This is a genomic window from Cohaesibacter marisflavi, from assembly GCF_963665895.2.
Classification (GTDB): domain Bacteria; phylum Pseudomonadota; class Alphaproteobacteria; order Rhizobiales; family Cohaesibacteraceae; genus Cohaesibacter; species Cohaesibacter marisflavi.
Window position 1 is genome coordinate 2,240,796 of record NZ_OY762534.1, and the last position, 17,061, is coordinate 2,257,856.

General features: G+C 56.4%; 15 protein-coding genes. 7 read left to right on the forward strand and 8 right to left on the reverse strand.

Going from position 1 to position 17,061, the window contains the following annotated elements; translation table 11 throughout:
* Positions 1 to 286: 286 nt before the first annotated feature.
* Positions 287 to 520 carry a hypothetical protein gene (locus ACKPCT_RS11260; protein WP_139229230.1) on the reverse strand — a complete coding sequence of 78 codons (234 nt, stop codon included), beginning with the start codon at positions 518 to 520 and terminating at the stop codon, positions 287 to 289.
* A gap of 53 nt (positions 521 to 573) precedes the next feature.
* A complete protein-coding gene (locus tag ACKPCT_RS11265) occupies positions 574 to 1,485 on the reverse strand; it encodes a S49 family peptidase (protein ID WP_319569417.1) in 912 nt (303 codons plus the stop codon).
* A 298-nt stretch (positions 1,486 to 1,783) separates the two neighbouring features.
* Between ACKPCT_RS11265 and ACKPCT_RS11270 the strand changes: the two genes are divergently transcribed.
* Positions 1,784 to 2,989 carry an amidohydrolase gene (locus ACKPCT_RS11270; protein WP_319569239.1) on the forward strand — a complete coding sequence of 402 codons (1,206 nt, stop codon included), beginning with the start codon at positions 1,784 to 1,786 and terminating at the stop codon, positions 2,987 to 2,989.
* Positions 2,989 to 3,513, forward strand: a complete 525-nt coding sequence (locus ACKPCT_RS11275; protein ID WP_319569240.1) for a GNAT family N-acetyltransferase — start codon at positions 2,989 to 2,991, stop codon at positions 3,511 to 3,513. Before ACKPCT_RS11270 ends, ACKPCT_RS11275 begins: the two co-directional genes overlap by 1 nt.
* Positions 3,514 to 3,596: 83 nt before the next feature.
* Here ACKPCT_RS11275 and ACKPCT_RS11280 read toward each other — a convergent pair whose 3' ends face one another.
* Positions 3,597 to 4,436, reverse strand: coding sequence for a tRNA1(Val) (adenine(37)-N6)-methyltransferase (locus tag ACKPCT_RS11280; RefSeq protein ID WP_319569241.1), 840 nt, complete (start codon positions 4,434 to 4,436; stop codon positions 3,597 to 3,599).
* A gap of 47 nt (positions 4,437 to 4,483) precedes the next feature.
* On the reverse strand, positions 4,484 to 4,720 hold the full coding sequence (locus ACKPCT_RS11285) for a putative signal transducing protein (RefSeq protein ID WP_090070703.1): 237 nt from the start codon (positions 4,718 to 4,720) through the stop codon (positions 4,484 to 4,486).
* A gap of 296 nt (positions 4,721 to 5,016) precedes the next feature.
* On the opposite strand from ACKPCT_RS11285, the gene ACKPCT_RS11290 reads away from it, so the two are divergent.
* The 3 genes from ACKPCT_RS11290 to ACKPCT_RS11300 all read left to right on the forward strand — a co-directional run bounded on the left by ACKPCT_RS11290 (position 5,017) and on the right by ACKPCT_RS11300 (position 9,900).
* Positions 5,017 to 6,045: a polyprenyl synthetase family protein gene (locus tag ACKPCT_RS11290; protein WP_175527975.1), complete on the forward strand. Its 1,029-nt coding sequence runs from the start codon at positions 5,017 to 5,019 to the stop codon at positions 6,043 to 6,045.
* Between the two features lie 540 nt (positions 6,046 to 6,585).
* The gene (locus ACKPCT_RS11295) at positions 6,586 to 8,508 is read left to right on the forward strand and encodes a tetratricopeptide repeat protein (RefSeq protein ID WP_090070705.1); all 1,923 of its coding nucleotides are present in this window, start codon (positions 6,586 to 6,588) and stop codon (positions 8,506 to 8,508) included.
* Between the two features lie 507 nt (positions 8,509 to 9,015).
* On the forward strand, positions 9,016 to 9,900 hold the full coding sequence (locus ACKPCT_RS11300) for a 4-(cytidine 5'-diphospho)-2-C-methyl-D-erythritol kinase (protein ID WP_090070707.1): 885 nt from the start codon (positions 9,016 to 9,018) through the stop codon (positions 9,898 to 9,900).
* A gap of 34 nt (positions 9,901 to 9,934) precedes the next feature.
* Here ACKPCT_RS11300 and ACKPCT_RS11305 read toward each other — a convergent pair whose 3' ends face one another.
* The 4 genes from ACKPCT_RS11305 to ACKPCT_RS11320 form a co-directional block, all read right to left on the reverse strand.
* Positions 9,935 to 11,299, reverse strand: coding sequence for a DUF3422 domain-containing protein (locus ACKPCT_RS11305; RefSeq protein ID WP_090070709.1), 1,365 nt, complete (start codon positions 11,297 to 11,299; stop codon positions 9,935 to 9,937).
* 167 nt (positions 11,300 to 11,466) lie between these two features.
* Positions 11,467 to 12,129: an aquaporin gene (locus tag ACKPCT_RS11310; RefSeq protein ID WP_090070711.1), complete on the reverse strand. Its 663-nt coding sequence runs from the start codon at positions 12,127 to 12,129 to the stop codon at positions 11,467 to 11,469.
* The gene (locus tag ACKPCT_RS11315) at positions 12,129 to 12,635 is read right to left on the reverse strand and encodes an arsenate reductase ArsC (protein ID WP_319569242.1); all 507 of its coding nucleotides are present in this window, start codon (positions 12,633 to 12,635) and stop codon (positions 12,129 to 12,131) included. Before ACKPCT_RS11315 ends, ACKPCT_RS11310 begins: the two co-directional genes overlap by 1 nt.
* A 139-nt stretch (positions 12,636 to 12,774) precedes the next feature.
* Complete coding sequence (locus tag ACKPCT_RS11320; RefSeq protein WP_090070715.1) at positions 12,775 to 13,122, reverse strand: ArsR/SmtB family transcription factor; 348 nt, start codon at positions 13,120 to 13,122, stop codon at positions 12,775 to 12,777.
* Between the two features lie 266 nt (positions 13,123 to 13,388).
* Here ACKPCT_RS11320 and ppdK point away from each other — a divergent pair, with 266 nt between their 5' ends.
* Positions 13,389 to 16,058 carry a pyruvate, phosphate dikinase gene (ppdK, locus tag ACKPCT_RS11325; protein WP_319569243.1) on the forward strand — a complete coding sequence of 890 codons (2,670 nt, stop codon included), beginning with the start codon at positions 13,389 to 13,391 and terminating at the stop codon, positions 16,056 to 16,058.
* A 289-nt stretch (positions 16,059 to 16,347) separates the two neighbouring features.
* Positions 16,348 to 16,980 (forward strand): LysE/ArgO family amino acid transporter, encoded by a 633-nt coding sequence (locus ACKPCT_RS11330; RefSeq protein ID WP_319569244.1) that lies wholly within the window; start codon positions 16,348 to 16,350, stop codon positions 16,978 to 16,980.
* Positions 16,981 to 17,061: the final 81 nt, after the last annotated feature.

The following is a 17,061-nucleotide window of genomic DNA, read 5'->3' on the forward strand; positions in this document are numbered from 1 at the left end:
AGAGCCTGCCTTAGCCCATTGGTAGACAAAGCGCTCAGGCAGCTGTTAGCAGCAGGTAAAAAACCGGTTTCTCCATGTCACCCTAGGCCCCTTCTGCACAAGCTGTGCATGCCTGGTGGAGAAATCGCGAAAACTCCACATACCCCAACAAAGAAAAAGGGAGCAAGCCGATATCGGTGCGCTCGCTCCCTTTTCCTTTGTTTCATGAGTCATGGCCGTGAGGATAAGTAAAAAACTTATCCCTCCGGCGAGACTCGCCTGCCCTGTCAGACGTGCCCTTTGAGACCTATCGCTTTTCGCGGAAATCACCGGTTTCGGGATCCTGCTCCAGATCGATGATATCTGCCTCGCGCTTTGCCTTTTCGCTCTCTTGCTTTAGGGCTTCAGCTTTCTGGCGCATCAGTTCGGCCTGACGACGGCGGTTCAACTCTGTGCCCTGCGCGCGAATTTTCGTAAGCAGCTTTGAAAAGATCCAGAGGGCGGCCAGCGCGGCCAACATTACCATCAATTTCGCGATCAACTGCCCTGTTCCTTTCAGCGCGGTTCGTCAGGGATCAAAGTCCTCTGGCGTGATTACAATCCGATGCGGGACCATAATGCGCGTTCTTCGAGGCTTGCAAGGATTTTGTCGGCAGACAGCCCTGCTGCGATGCGATCAACAGGATCGCCCACAGACGCGCCGTGACTTGCCCCCATGGAAAGCGAACTGGAATGGAACAGGCTGAAGAAACCGGAAGACTGGGAAATCAGCTTCAGCTTGGTATCTTCGCCAAAGCGGCGCTTGAGATAGCTGTTCATGTCGCCCAGCTCATCAACGAGTCCATAGTCCAGCGCCTTGTTGCCGGTCCAGAAGGCACCGGTAAAGAGCTTGTCCTCGGATTCGGTCAGCTTGTCGCCGCGGCGACCGCGCACCAGTTCCTTGAAGCTTTCGAACAGATCCTGAAGCAATTCGTCCAGATGCGCCAGATGCTCGGGATTTTCCGGTTTGAAGGGGTCGAGCATCGCTTTTTGCGTGCCTGCCGTATAGATGCGCCGCTCGATGCCGAGCTTCTCGATGGCATCGACAAAGCCGAAGCCGCCAGACACAACACCGATCGAGCCAACAATGGAGCTGGGGTCAGCAACGATAACATCGCCAGCAACAGCGATCATGTAACCGCCGGACGCAGCCGCGTCTTCACAGAAGACGATGACGTCCTTTTCCTTCTCGATGGCCAACTGCCGGATGCGCTCATGAATGAGACGGCTTTGCACCGGCGAGCCACCCGGACTGTTGATGGCAATCGCCACAGCGGGCGCGTCCTTGATATCGAAGGCTTTTTGCAAAGGCCCTGCGATGGAGGCCATATTCAGATGCGACCGCATCGGACCGCCCTGATTGACCATGATAGGGCCAACCATGCGCACCACAGGGATGACTACCGGCTCTTTCGTCCATTTTTCAGGGAGAATGCTGTTGGGAATGGCTTTCCTGATATATTTCATGATTTTCACGGCAAACATCCTCTGGTTACTTGCGGTCGAGGCACAACAAATCTTTTAATAGCTTTTACTTAGGCGGCTGCGGTTGCTATTTCCAGCCCCACCAGAATGATTCTTGTCATAAGCGCAGAGCGGTTGAGGTTTGGTTTCGAAATCCGCTTATTGCATGCCAATTTCCTGTCTTTCCAACAGTCTGCTGTGCTTTTCCCTTTCTTTTGCCTCGTTTGGGTCTTTAGAGTGAGACTTGATCAATCGGTCATCACAACACCGAAACAAGAAGCAAACGTGGATAATTGAAGATATGAGCACACAGCTGACCAATGCCGAAATCAACCATCTGGTGACTTTCCGGCAGGCGCTGCATCGCCGTCCGGATCTGTCGGGCTTTGAGAAGGCAACAGCGCAGACGGTCATTGAGGAATTGCAGAAGCTGTCACCGGACAGCATCGTGACGGGGCTCGGCCCGTGGACAGAGCCGGACGGCACATTGCTTGGCGGCACGGGCATCGCGGCGACCTTTGACTCGGGGCAAGATGGCCCCACCCTGCTATTCCGCTGTGAACTGGACGGATTGCCCATTCAGGAACAATCCGATCTTGCCTATCGCTCCGAGCTGGAAACCAAGGCCCATCTGTGTGGTCATGATGGGCATATGGCCATTCTTCTGGCTCTGGCCATGCGCCTTTCCCGTCAGCGCCCGGCATCCGGACGGGTCGTGCTTCTGTTCCAGCCGGCCGAGGAAACCGGCAAGGGCGCGTCTGCCCTGCTGCGCGATCCAGTATTTGAGGGTCAGGTGCCCAAACCGGATATGGCTTTTGCCCTTCATAACCTGCCCGGCCTGCCGCTTGGCACGGTGGCGCTTAAATCGGGTGCCATGTGCTGTGCCTCTCGCGGCATCCGCATTCTGCTGGAAGGCAAGACCTCCCACGCCTCCATGCCGCAAGATGGCATCTCGCCGGTCGAAGCGATGATGACAATCGCCACAGGCCTCAATGCCCTAACCAATGGTCTTGACGCCGGACAGGCCCTTGATGATAGCTACAAGCTTGTCACCATCACCCATATGAGCGTTGGCGAGCCCTGCTTCGGGGTTGCCCCTGGCACGGGGCAAATATGGGCCACGCTGCGCACCGTCAGTGACGATGTGATGGGCAGTCTGGTGGCGTCCGCCGAGCAGTTGGCAACTCTCGCTGCAAGAGAGGCTGGTCTCACCCTTCAGATCGAACAGGACGACATATTCGCAGCCTGCATCAATGCGCCCGAGACCACAGATCTGGTTGCCAAGGCCCTTGAGGCTGAGGGCATCACAACAGAAGAGCAGAGCGAGCCCATGCGCTGGTCTGAGGATTTCGGCCAGTTCGGCCATCATTGCCCCTCGACCCTGTTCGTGCTCGGGTCGGGAGAAAGCCAGCCACAATTGCATAACCCGGATTTCGACTTCCCCGACAGCCTGACGCCCAGCGGGGCCCGAATCTTCGAGCGCATCCTCCGCGACCGGTTGGGCTGATGGCAATACACGTGGCCAAGCAGGATGATGCCGGCGCACTGGCAGCGCTCAGCATCGAGGTCTGGCTGCATACCTATTGCCGCCCCGGTATTCCTCCGGTTTTTGCGGCTTATGCGCAGGAGACCTTCACGCCTGATAACATGGCAGCCCTGATTGCGGACAAAGACCAGCATTTGCTCGTTGATGGGGTGGACTATGCCGGGCAGGAAGGCCTGCGCGGTTATTTACGCTGGAGCTGTCCTTCAAAGCGACCACTCCCAGCCTGCCCTGCAGCGGAAATTGACACTCTCCATGTGCGCGAGCGCCATAAGGGGCAAGGCATTGGGACGACTCTGCTAGAGGCCAGCTACGCCGACATGCGCAAGGCCGGACATGACGCAGCCTTTCTCGTCGTCAATGCCGAGAATGAGGAAGCGGTTTCCTACTATCTTCGCAAGGGCTTCAAGACACTCGGGGAAAGCTGGTTCGAAATTGAGGACGGGCGCTATCTTAATTTCGTCATGCAGAAAGAATTTGGTATTTAGAGCCCATCTGAAACCTGCACGACCCAATCAGAAGTGCGGCTCTCCTGCATTCCGATAGAAGAGCTGTGCCCTTTGTTGGGCAATCACCCCAACTCAATCGCCGCACCATGGCGGTGAACGGCTTCTATCTGTGCGCCGGGGGTGTCCGAGCCAGCATCATGCAGGGCGATTGTTGGTAACAGGCGGAACGGTGCACGGGATTGCTTTCTGCCCTGAATAACCACCCGATGGGCAGCCTCGCCTTCTCGCGCCGAGAAAGGCTGCACGGTGATGCCGCCAAAGCGCCCTTCCATCAGTTTAAGCAGCGTGGGCAATTCATCTGCCCGTTGGACGACGGTGAAAGTGCCTTTGCTCTTGAGGATGGAAACGGCGGTTCGGAACCACGGCTCCATACCCTCATCGGTCAACATATGCGCCGTGGCGCGTGCCTCATTGGGGGAGGTCTGAAATTTCTCAGGCCGGTAGTAAGGCGGATTGGCGATGACATGGTCGGCGAGATTTTCGACGAGTCCCGCTTCTTTGCGCGGGTCGCCCCGCAAGGCGACATCACAACTGATGACCGAAGCCTCAGCGAGAAAGTCCTTGGAGCGGGCCATGTTGGCCGCAGCGATGGCGGCAATTTCTGGATCGATTTCAACGGCAAGCAGGCGAAGGCCACCGATCCGCGCCGCCACACAGAGGCCCGCAGCGCCCACCCCCGAGCCCAGATCGACCACCAGATCGCCCGGTTTTGCGGGCGTGCAGGCCGCCAGCAACACGGCATCCGTACCCGAGCGATGATGCCCCTTTCTCGGCTGCAGGAGCGAAATGCGCCCGCCGAGAAAGTCATCCTCACTCATTGCGACATCCGCCGGAAGGCCTGCGGCTGCCACAGTCGGCACGTTGGTCAACAAGGGAGCGGGCGCGGCTGAGTTGGAGGGCATGGCCTGTCTTTCTGATATGTCTTGCAAAATGCGTTTGTGCGAGAGGCCTACTCGCCGAGCGACCAATCCGCTTCCTTTTCCAGATCAGCATCGCGCAACAGCTGACGGGCGCGTTCCAGATAATCGGAATCCACCAGAATGCGGCGCGCAATGGAATTGAGAGTGTTGCCGTAAAGCGTGCTCATATTGTGATCAAGAGACTGATAGGGAATACCGGCATCCTTGAGCAGGGCTTCCACGAAGGAAAGGGTCACAGGATTGTTTGTCTTGATGAGTTCTTCCACGCCAGTATCCTTGTGCTGGGACCATTGAAATCAGCTTTGCAGATGGGCCGAACCATAAATTGAAAAGCTTGGGGAGAAAAGAGACTTATAGGCTGGCCAAGCGCCTTTGCAGGATGTTCTCCGGCCTGATTGCCCCTGATCCGGTACATTGGTCCAAGGATGCGCAAGAAAAATGCAGACAAAGGAATAATTTTCAACGTGATTCAGTAACAATTCCGCGCCTGCCCCTTGTCGTTGTCCGGTGACCCGCCTATTCTCGCGACCGAAAAGAAAAGACACAAAATTGGAGCCGCCGCGTGAGCGTTGTCCCACCTCTCAATGAGACAAATAAATCCCAAGCCAGCATTCAGCCGCTTATCGACCTGGTGAAACAGGATATGAGCCGCGTGAATGATCTGATTCTCGAAAAAGCTGGCTCGGATGTCGAAATGATTCCGGAAGTGGCCAAGCATCTGATCGATTCAGGGGGCAAGCGCCTGCGTCCGATGCTGACCCTTGCCGCAGCCAACATGTGCGGCTATGACGACACCACCTCTGCAGGTCATGTCAAGCTGGCCATGGCTGTTGAGTTCATGCATACAGCCACGCTGCTTCATGATGATGTGGTCGACGAGAGCGACATGCGCCGGGGCAAACTCGCCGCCCGTATGCTCTGGGGCAACCAGGCCAGCGTTCTGGTGGGCGACTTCCTGCTTGGTCAGGCCTTCCGCGTGATGGTGGATGTCGGCTCTATCCGGGCGCTCGACGTGCTTTCTACGGCAGCTTGTGTCATCGCTGAGGGCGAGGTTTTGCAGCTGTCCGTGGCTCAGAATATGAAGACCACGGTAGACGATTACATGCAGGTCATCCGCTCCAAGACCGCAGCCCTGTTTGCAGCGGCCTGTGAAGTGGGTCCGATCATTGCGGCAAGCGATGAAGCCAAGATCACGGCCCTGCGCGACTATGGCATGGAACTGGGCAACGCCTTCCAGCTGATCGATGATGCGCTGGATTATGGTGGATCGGCAGCCGCACTTGGCAAGAATGTCGGCGACGATTTCCGCGAAGGCAAGATCACCCTGCCGGTGATCATGGCCTATGAGCGTGGCTCGGAAGAGGACAAGGCTTTCTGGAAGCGGGTGATGGAAGAGCGCAAGGATGTCACAGACGGTGCGCTAGACTTTGCCATGGGGCTTCTGAAAAAAACCAACGCGCTGGAAGACACGCTCAAACAGGCCCGCACCCACGGCGCCACGGCTATTGCCGCTCTGGATGTGTTCGAGGATAGCGCCTATAAGTCAGCGCTTATAGATGCGGTGGAATTCTGCATTGCGCGTGGGCACTGATTTGCTCGGAGAGAGGTGAGCCTTTCCCTTTGCAGACCACAAAAGCGATGGAACGGCGCTTGACAGCTGCTGTCTTTCCAATGATCGGACTGATCTCTGGCCCACAGGGCAAGAGCCACACCGTCCGCATTGACGAATGCAAAGGGTATCCGTTGCAGATCAAACGGTAAAACGGCGATGAGGTTGCCCCTTGAAGACCAATCCACTAGCAAAAATGAGTCTACTTTTTTCAAAAGGTCAAATTTCTGCCACCCGGGTGGGGCATTTTGGTTATTGATTTTTAACATTCTTTATTATGTACAGGGCTAAAGAGTGGGGCTTGCGACAGGGCCTCAAAAAAGCCATGCTACATTCCTAATTCGCTATGAGCCGCATGAATAACGGGTCACAGCCATGACTGAGCGAACCGCGCAAACAATTGCTTGTTTGATTGCTCCGGGCGCTTCTTTGCTTGCAAGCAGCAAGAAAGCGCATTGCTCGCCGTCGTCATGGCGCTATGGTTACAATCGCTTCGGATTGCGCAACAACAAGGCTGACTAAATGCACTTTCGATTTTCCCTCAAGATGTTTCGAAAACACTTCCTGACCGGCGTCGTAGGATTTGCCTTGTTGATAGGACCGGCCTCTCTGGCCGGAGCGACCACCGAAGCGCCTGAGAGCACGCCGGAATCCATTCCCGAGGCCTTGTCTGATGTGCAGACCACCCTGACGGGCACTTATCTTTCGGCGCGTCTGGCACAGGATGAGCAGGATCTGGAGCTGGCCGCGCATTTCTATGCACAGGCCCTTGAGAAAGATCCCGAGAATTTACTGCTACTGGAACGCAACTTTGCCCTGATGCTGGCAACCGGTCGCCATGATGAAGCCTTCTCCCTTGCAGACAAGATGGCTGCCATGAGCAATCATCCTGCTGCCAAGAAAGCGAAGGATGCCACGGATGCGCAAGAGGAAGAAGTCTCTGCCGAGACCAGCGAGCTGAACGCACGCATCGCCCCGATGATCCATCTGGCTCTTGGCGTGAAGGCCCTCAAGGGCCGGAATTATTCCAGTGCGTCAATCCAGTTCCAGAATGGCGTGAAGATCATGCAGGACAATCCAGTCCAGTTGATCGCGCGTTCGCCACTACGGCGGAACCTCAATGATCCGCGCCTGCTGAGTGCCTCCGCGCAATATGGCCCCTTTGCCCTCATCTCCCAGACCGTTCTGGAAGCATGGGCGAGCATCGGGCAGGATCGGGGCAATCTTCCCAAAGCTCTGGAAATGCTCAAGGCTGATGAAGAGAGCGAGGTCAACCAGTTCTTCTTCTCGCTTCATGCCGGGCTTGTGGCATCTTATGCCAAGGATTACACCAAGGCGACATCCCTGCTTCAGCAGAGTCTTGATGCCGACCCCAATTCTCTGGCAACGGCCACGGCCCTCGTCAACAATCTTCTCAAGGCCGGCAATGAAAAACGGGCCAGTCAGGTTATTGAGGAATTTGCTGCCAGCGCCGCTGACGTTGAAGAGAAACAATGGCTGATGACCACCTTCTCTGCAATGAAGCCGATCGCCAGCACCATTCGCACGCCACAAGACGGTGCGGCAGAATATTTCTCGACCCTTGGCAATGCGCTGACCGAAGAAGGTGCCATTGAAGGTGGGGCGCTCTATTTGCAATTTGCCGACTATCTGCGCCCGAATAATGACATGACCAGTTTTTCCTTGGCGCGGCTGCTCGAGCGCGTTGAAAAGAATGAACTGGCCCTTGCCCGCTATGACACAATCAAAACCGGTAGCCCGGTCTATCGCAAGGCCCAGCGTCGTGGTGCCTTTGTTCTGGCGCGACTGGATCGCCCCGACGAGGCTATTGATCGGCTCAAAACTCTGCTGGAAGGAGATTTTTCCGATCTTGAAACCGTTTCGGTGCTTTCGCGGATCTATCAGTCCGAAAGGCGCTTTCAGGAGTCGATTGATATTCTGACCCACGGGCTGGATAGCATCAAGGTCAAGCGGGACATCCACTGGTCGCTCTACTTCCTGCGCGGCTCTGCCTATGATCAGCTCAAAGACTGGGACAAAACCGAACAAGACATGCTGTCGGCGCTCAAGCTGTTCCCCAATCAGCCAACGGTGCTGAACTATCTGGGCTATAGCTGGGTGGATCGCGGCATCAATCTGGACAAAGCCATCGAAATGATCCGTCAGGCCGTGGCGTTGCGCCCGTTTGATGGCTTCTTCGTGGATTCTCTCGGCTGGGCCCATTACCGCCTCGAACAATATGAAGAGGCGGTCAACTTCCTTGAAAGGGCGGTAGAACTGCGCCCTGAAGATCCCACCATCACGGACCATCTGGGCGACGCCTATTGGCGGGCTGGTCGCAAGAACGAGGCCACCTTCCAGTGGCAGCGCGTCAAGACCATGCAGCCTGATGAAGACCTGCTTAAATCGGTCGATGACAAGATTGCCAACGGCCTTGCTGACTGACCCGCTTGCAAGTTAAAATAGCTGAACGCTGCGCCGGATTTTCCGCGCAGCGTTTTTCTTTGCCCTGTTCATGTCTCTGATCCCATCTCCGACAGTAAGGGCCAAAAACAAGCGACAGCCTCTGATCGCTCTCAGCAATTATGCTAGTGTCTAATACGTATTTAGCCAGGCTTCCGCAAACGATCTGGACAAGCTCAATTGATGTCCATATGCTTGTGATTTGAAGGGAAAATTCATCTGGCGCAAAGGCTTGCTCACCTTCGTCTGAGAGGTTTCAAGTTATTTGCCTATCAGGTTGGCGACAGCGGGGTGAGAATCATCTTATGGTTGCGCCGGGTGAGCAGATCAAGCCAGATGCTTGGAAAACGCAGCGATACCGGACAGGCTCACACAGCTTAACAGCGCCGGCAAAAAGCGCCTTCAGGCAAAGCAGAGATCTTTCCCCAGTAACAGCAATGGAACCCAGAGATCGCGCACCTTCAAACCACTTGAGACAGACTGCTTGTAATGACCAAAACGGCAACAGACCAATCCATCCTCACCTTGACCGCACCAGCGAAGATCAATCTCGCGTTGCATATCACGGGTCAGAGGGACGATGGTTATCACTTGCTGGAATCTCTGGTGGTTTTTGGCGGCGCGGAAGATCGCATCCAGTTCAAGCCTTCGCGGCATTTGCATCTGTCGGTCAAGGGGTCCTTTGCCGAAGGCCTGCGGCAGGAGCCGGACAATCTGATGGTCCGGGCTGCGCGTCTACTGGCAGCAGAACTCAAATGCAAGCCAGAAGCAGATATGACGCTGGATAAATCCCTGCCCATTTCTGCGGGTATCGGCGGCGGCTCTTCAGATGCGGCGGCGACGCTGCTGGGTCTCTTGCGTCTGTGGCAGCGGACGATCAATGATGACAAGCTGCGCATGATTGCCCTTAAGCTAGGCGCGGATGTGCCCATGTGTCTTGAAGGGTCCTGCCTCATTGCAGGTGGTGTCGGCGACGAGCTGAGCCCGGGGCCCCGATTGCCCAAGAATCTGGGCATGGTGCTGATCAATCCGCGCGTACCGATTTCCACGCCAAGCATTTTCAAAAGCCTCAAGCGTAAAGACAACAAGCCTATGGGGCCTGTGCCCTCTGCCTTTCTCTCGGCGGTTGCTCTGGCAGACTGGCTGGACGATCAGCGCAACGATCTGGAGATGGCGGCCATTGAACAGGCCCCGGTCATCGAGACTGTTTTGCAAGCACTGGAAGATGATGGCGACTGCCTGTTTGCGCGCATGTCTGGCTCGGGGGCGACCTGCTTTGGACTGTTCGCAAGTGTCAAACATGCCGAATATGCAGCCCGCCGCCTCGCCTTTTCCCACCCCAACTGGTGGGTCAGCCATGGCGGCGTGCAATAGACATTTCTGAGCGGACAGAAGCCAAGAGCCGGACTTAATCGCCCTTGCCTGTTTTGCGAATAAGCCGCTTTTTGAGCCGGTTCATCGAAAGCCAGATGAGAGCCACGACAGGGACAACGAGGGCAGCAGCCATCGTGGTTTTTTCCAGATGGATTGCCTTGGCAAGGGGCGTGAGCAAGTAGGTGAGCAAGCTGACGGCATAATAGGAAATGGCCACCACAGACAGGCCTTCCACCGTTTCCTGCAAGCGGATCTGAAGCGCGGCCCGCCGATCCATCTGGGCCAGCAGTTGCCGGTTCTGATCGGTGGTAGTCACCTGTACGCGCGTGCCCAGCAATTCAGAGGCGTGGGCGGCGCGAAAGGTCATGTCGTCGAGCTGATATTGTGCCGAACGACAGGTACGCATGCTGGGCATGTAGCGCCGCTTCATGAATTCGGAAAAGAGCTGCCGATCCAGAATGCGCTTTTCGCGCAAAAGCTCGATGCGCTGCATGACCAGGTCTTCATAGGCGCGACCGGCATTGAAGCGTGAGGAGCTGCTGGTGGACAGGAGCGAAAGGTCCGCAGAGATGCCCAGCAATTCGTCGAGCACCACCTTGTCACTTTCCTTCTCGTCACCGATCCGGGCGACGGTCTGGCTGAGCTTTATATTCAGATCCTTGATGTTGCCAAGCACATGGCGCGCGGCTGGCAGCGTCAACATGGACATGGCACGGTAGGTTTCCACCTCCAGAAAGCGCTGGATGATGCGCCCCAGACGGCTGGAACTGACTTCGCTGCAAGCCAAAACCACCAACCTGATTTGCCCTCTGTGGTCCAGATCGAAATCAGCCGCAATGGCCGCATCGCCATCGCTGACATAAGCGGCGGCAAAGCTTGAAGCCGAGCCGAACCAGCTATGAGCCACACCGGAGATCTGTTCTTCAAGCGCGATCTGATTCTGCACCTTTTCAATGCGGGCCGAAACCGAAGAGACAATCCGGCCAGGGAAAGCCTCCAGCCATTCGATGGTGAAATGATCATGCAGATCCGTGGCAAAGCTGTCCGGCCCAAGATGATCAGGTCGGGGTGCGTAGCTATAGAGTGTATAGGTGGCGAATTCGGAGTGGTTTTCCCACTTCAGAATCATCCCCTCCTCTTCCTCGCCGATTTGGGCAATGTGATAGACGGCATCATCGCGCGGATGCTCCACACCGAATTGATCGAGAAAGGCTATCAACTGCTTGCGGGCCAGAGCCGGAGTGTGAGTGCCATCCTCTTCCGGCTTGAGCGCAATGAAGGCCAGCCGGCTGGGTGCTCCCAGTTTGAGGAAAGGGCGCGCATGCATTTCGGCAATCATCGGCGCGCGCTGACTGTGATTGAGGCGCGCCTTGGCCAGTCTGGTCTGTGTGTCAGCCACGGGTTTGGTCCTTTATCCCTGGTGTCTGCTCCCTGCTTTCAAGTAAGCCGATCACCGCTGTTTTGGTCAAGACAGAATAGCAGTCACTTGTAACAAGTCTTTGGGCAACTCATGCAAGAGCCTGTCGCAAGGGGCCGTAGACGGGGCCACCGCGCAGGCGGGCTGTCCTATTTTTGTTCAAGCACCAGTTTGACCAACGGCAGAACGAGAAAAACCGCGAGCAACTGACACATGGCAAAGACAAGGCCATCTTGTAGTCTGAGACCTGCATATGTATCCGAGAAGGCCCGTCCGATAGACACTGCCGGGTTTGCAAAACAGGTGGATGAGGTAAACCAGATCGCGGCCGTCACATAAAGCGTAACGGCAGGCGGGATCGATTGAGGTTTGGTTTGCATGCAGACAAGGATAGTGAGCAACAGCCCTCCGGTGGCAACCAGCTCACCCACCCATTGCTGAGGGCCGAAGCGTTGATAGGTTGCCATGGAAATAAGCGGTTCGCTGAACATGAAGTTGGCCAACATGGTTCCTGCGACGGCACCCAGAAGCTGCATGGCGACGAACATCAGCGCCTTGCGCGCCGGGAACTCCCTACGCACGACAAAGGTCAGCGTCACCGCCGGATTGAAATGCGCCCCTGAAATGGGGGCAAATATGGTGATGAGGACAAACAGGATGGCAGCCGGAGGCACTGTGTTGCCAAAGAGCGCGACGCCCGCATTGTCTGGAGAAAGGCTGCCGGTCATGATGCCGGAGCCGATGATGGTACAAAGAAGTATTCCTGTGCCCAAGAATTCAGCCAACAGCTGAGCCCTCAGAGTATAAGCCATTAAATGTGGTCTCCGGTTGCTCCCGAAAGATTGCCGATCTCTTGCATTGCCTGCCGCAAGGCTTCTGCATCCATACTTTCGATGGGCAGAGCGACAAAGCGGCCGATGCGATCGGATAATTGCGCATAGGCCGTCAGGAAAGCCAGTTGCATATCCTTGTCGTCCCCCACTTCAGCAGCAGGGTCGGCAATGCCCCAATGCGCAGTGGCGGGGTTGCCGGGCCAGACGGGGCAGGTTTCACCCGCCGCCCTGTCACAGACCGTGATGATATGATCCATCTGCGGACATCCCGGACGGCTATATTCGCTCCAGTTTTTCGAGCGCAGCCGACAGATCTGATAGCCAAACTGCTCAAGCAACTGAATGGCCCACGGGTTGGGCTGGCCGGCCGGCTGACTGCCTGCGGAGAAAGTCTTGAAACGCCCCTGCCCCATGCGCCCCAGAATGGCCTCGGCCATAAGAGAGCGGGATGAATTGCCGGTACATAGAAATAGCACATTCTGCATTTGGGGTCCTTCGCAGGGGACGGTACTGAGGTTGGCCCTGAGGGTAATATTGGGGCGGGATCGTCCCTTGCTACATTAGAAAGATAGGCAGACAAACACCACACTTTTTTGGCGAATGAGCGGGATCTGGTGGATTAGATCACGCTTCTTTTACCGCCATCTCGTCTTCCCCAGCGGGCATGGCTTGCGGGCATTCATCCTGCAGAAAGGCCATGAGGTCGGTGAGGCAATCCTGCAAGCCAAAATAGATGATGTTCCGGCCCTGACGTTCGGAGCGGATGAGGCCGGCCCGTTGCAGAATCGAGAGATGGGTGGAAAGCGTGTTGTGCGGAACGCCCAGCGCCTTGGCGATTGAGCCAGCGCCCATGCCGTCATGCCCTGCCTGGGACAGAAGACGGAAAACTTCCAGCCGCGTTTCCTGCGCCAGTGCGGACAGAATGATTTGCGCGCGCGATTGCGCATTCCAAATGTCGGATGCCGTATACATTGCAAACCTGCCTGAAGCCCAAAAATTGAAAAATGATACGATACAATATCAAGGCCCTTGGAAGAGAAGACCGAATATAGGTCGAAAACTATCGACGGCTAATGACATTGCCATGACAGCAAGCAGGAAAGTTACGGCAACGCACCGCAATTTTGGCCCTTTGAATGCACCGACATGCAGAAAAATAGAGGTGGACCCCAGTTTCACCTTGATCTGAGCGTTGGGAAAGGTACTAAGGACTCATAACGCAGAAGGAATGGAAGAAAATGGTTCTGGCATCTCATTGGGTTTACAATTTTGGCGGCAGTGAAGCAGACGGGAATGCGCGGATGCGCAACCTGCTGGGCAGCAAAGGCGCGAACCTGGCTGAAATGACCAATATGGGCCTGCCGGTGCCCCCCGGCTTCACCATCACGACCGAACTCTGCAACAGCTATTTTGCCATGGGGCATGTCTACCCCGCGAACCTGAAGAGCGAAGTGGATGTTGCCATCGAGCGCATTTGCGCGCTGACGGGCCGTCGCCTTGGCGATCCGGAAAAGCCGCTTTTGCTTTCCATCCGCTCCGGGGCTCGCATTTCCATTCCCGGCATGATGGAGGCTATCCTCAATCTCGGCCTTAATGACCAAACGGTGGAGGCACTCGCCCGCGAGACCGGTGACGAACGCTTTGCCTATGACAATTACCGCCGCTTCATCCAGAAATACAGCGATGTCGTGCTGGGCATAGACCAGATTGCCTTTGAAGAAATCATTGAGGATTACAAGGACGAGCGCGATATCCTTTTTGATGCGGACCTCAGCGCAGAAGACTGGAAGGCTATCATCGAGCAGTTCAAGGCCATGGTGCAGGATGAGCTGGATGAGCCCTTCCCGCAGGATATCCAGAAGCAGCTCTGGGGGGCGATCAGTTCGGTCTTTTCATCATGGATGAATGCCCGCGCCATCACCTATCGTCATCTTCATGATATCCCAGAAGACTGGGGCACATCGGCCAACGTTCAGGCCATGGTGTTCGGCAATCTTGATGATAATTCCGCGGTCGGGGTTGCCTTCACGCGCAGTCAGGAAACCGGCGAGAAAACCCTTGAGGGCAGCTTCTTGCCCCGGGCTCATGGCGAGGATATGGAATCAAGCTCCGCCAAGCCCCTGCCCCTCATCCGCTCGGAAGGGTCTGACGTCAAGAGCATGGAAGAGCTGATGCCAGATATCTTCAGCAAATTTCTTACCCTCTGCGATCGGCTGGAAACACACTATATGGACATGATGAAGCTCGGCTTCACCATCGAGAAGGGCAAATTGTGGATGCTGCAGGCCCGCGCGGCAACCCGCACCCCCAAGGCGGCCCTTCGGGTTGCAGTCGATCTGGCCAAGGAAGGGCTCATCACGGAATCCGAGGCGGTTGCCCGCGTCGATCCGCGCTCGCTGGATCAGTTGCTGCATCCGACCATTTCCGACAGCGAAAAGCGTGTGGTCTTTGCCAAGGGCATGGCTGCCTCTCCGGGGGCGGCCTCCGGTCATTTGGTGTTCCGCACGCAGGACGCGGAAGAATTTGTCAGCCATGGACGACAGGTCATTCTGATGCGCGTGGAGACCAGTCCGGAAGACGTGCACGGCATGCATGTGGCCCGCGGCATCGTCACCGCTCGCGGCGGCATGACGAGCCATGCTGCCGTTGTCGCGCGCGGCATGGGCATTCCCTGCGTCACCGGCGCTGGCGCAATGCATATCGATTATAAGCAAGAAAGCGTCACCGTGGGCTCCGTCGTGCTCCGCAAGGGTGATCTCATCACTATTGATGGCAGCTCGGGCGATGTGCTCAATGGTGATGTGCAGATGCAGAATCCGGAGCTAAGCGAAGAATTCGCCACGCTGATGGGATGGGTCGACAAGATCCGCCGCCTCAAGGTGCGTTGCAATGCGGACACGCCGCAAGACGCCAAGGCTGCCCGGGAGTTCGGCGCCGAGGGCATCGGCCTTTGCCGCACCGAGCATATGTTCTTTCAGGATGATCGCATCTTCGATATCCGCGCCATGATCATTGCCACCAGCGAAGAAGATCGCCGCCGCTCGATGGACAAGCTATTGCCATTGCAGCGGGCCGACTTCGAAGCCCTGTTTGAAACCATGGCCGGACTGCCGGTCACCATCCGCCTGCTTGATCCGCCGCTGCACGAATTCCTGCCGAACAATCGCCACGACATTGCGGCCATGGCGCATGCGCTCAAGATTGACGAAGACAGCCTGACAAGCCGCATCCATGCCATGCATGAGTTCAACCCGATGCTCGGCCATCGCGGGTGCCGCCTCGCCATTTCCAAGCCGGAAGTGGTGGAAATGCAGGCCAGGGCCATTTTCGAGGCAGCCGTCTCGGCGGGAGAAAAGACGGGCGCACCGGTTCAGCCGGAAATCATGGTGCCGCTGGTCTCCATCCGCGAGGAACTGGAATTCGTCAAGGCCCGTATTGATTCGACCGCCAAAGCGGTGATGAAGGAAATGGGCCACGAGATCGATTATCGCGTCGGCACCATGATCGAGTTGCCACGGGCGGCCCTTCAGGCCCGCAAGATCGCTGAATCGGCCGAATTCTTCTCCTTCGGCACCAACGATCTGACGCAGACCACTTACGGTATCAGCCGTGATGACGCGGCCCGCTTCATTGCCGACTATATCAAGGCTGGTGTACTGGAACAGGATCCCTTCATCTCGATTGATATCGAGGGCGTGGGCGAATTGATCGAAATTGCCTCCGAACGCGGACGCTTTGCCCGCCCAGATATCACGTTGGGCATCTGCGGCGAGCATGGTGGCGACCCGGTTTCCATCGAGTTCTGTGAACGGGTCGGGCTCGACTATGTTTCCTGCTCGCCCTATCGCGTGCCCATTGCCCGCCTCTCTGCCGCGCAGGCCACCCTGCGGCGCCATCAACGGATCTGAGATCAGTGGGGGGAGGTCTCTTCCCCCATTTTGACACGCGCAGCGCTTTTGGCCTTGTCTGCGCGCCGTAAATTATTCGACCAGATGACAGTGATCCACAGGCATTTCCGCAATTTTTGCGGAAAAATTCTCTATTTCCGTCACAGCTACTGCTCACACAATAACTGACAATAATTTATTGCTTAAAGCTGAATTCCATCCCTAAAATATCCGGTGTAGCTTGCCCATTTACTCCTCTTTCTGTGGCAAGACGCACAGCAGAAAGAGGCCTTTTTATAGCCGGATGATCATGATGAGCAGCGTTTATCTTCAGGGGATTGTGATTGGCCTTGCCATAGCGGCACCCGTTGGCCCGATCGGACTGTTATGCATCCGTCGCACCTTGCGCGAGGGACGTTTGATGGGACTTGCCAGCGGCATGGGCGCGGCAACTGCTGACGGTTTATATGGTATTCTCGCGGCCACCGGGCTTGCCGTGTCGGGCCTGCTGGTCAGTCACGGTGACTGGATGCGGCTGGCCGGTGGACTGTTGATCCTTTATCTGGGGGTGACAACCTTTCGGCGCGGTTTTGGGGCCCAGCCTCATGATCCGGCTGCGGCCCCTTCCGTGCACGCGCCACTCAAGGCTTATGCAACGACCTTTCTGCTCACGCTATCCAACCCGGCGACCATCATCGCTTTCATCGGCATGATCTCGGGTCTTTCCAGGGGAGCCGAGAGTGGCCCCGATGCGGCTTTCTGGCTGGTCTTCGGAGTTTTCTGCGGTTCGGCGCTCTGGTGGTGCATCCTTGTCGGATTGACGGCGCTGGTGCGCGAAAGGGTGCCGGACCGCTTTATGCAGGCAGTCGATTTCATTTCAGGGAGCATTCTTTCCCTTTGGGGCGCGCGCCTCATCTGGCAAGCCGCGCGGTTTCTCTTCTAAGAAGCACTCTCTTTCTGAAGCCGCTGTTAGCGCCTCCCTTTGCTAGTTTCCCTTTTCTGGCCCTCTCTTTTCTGGCCCTCT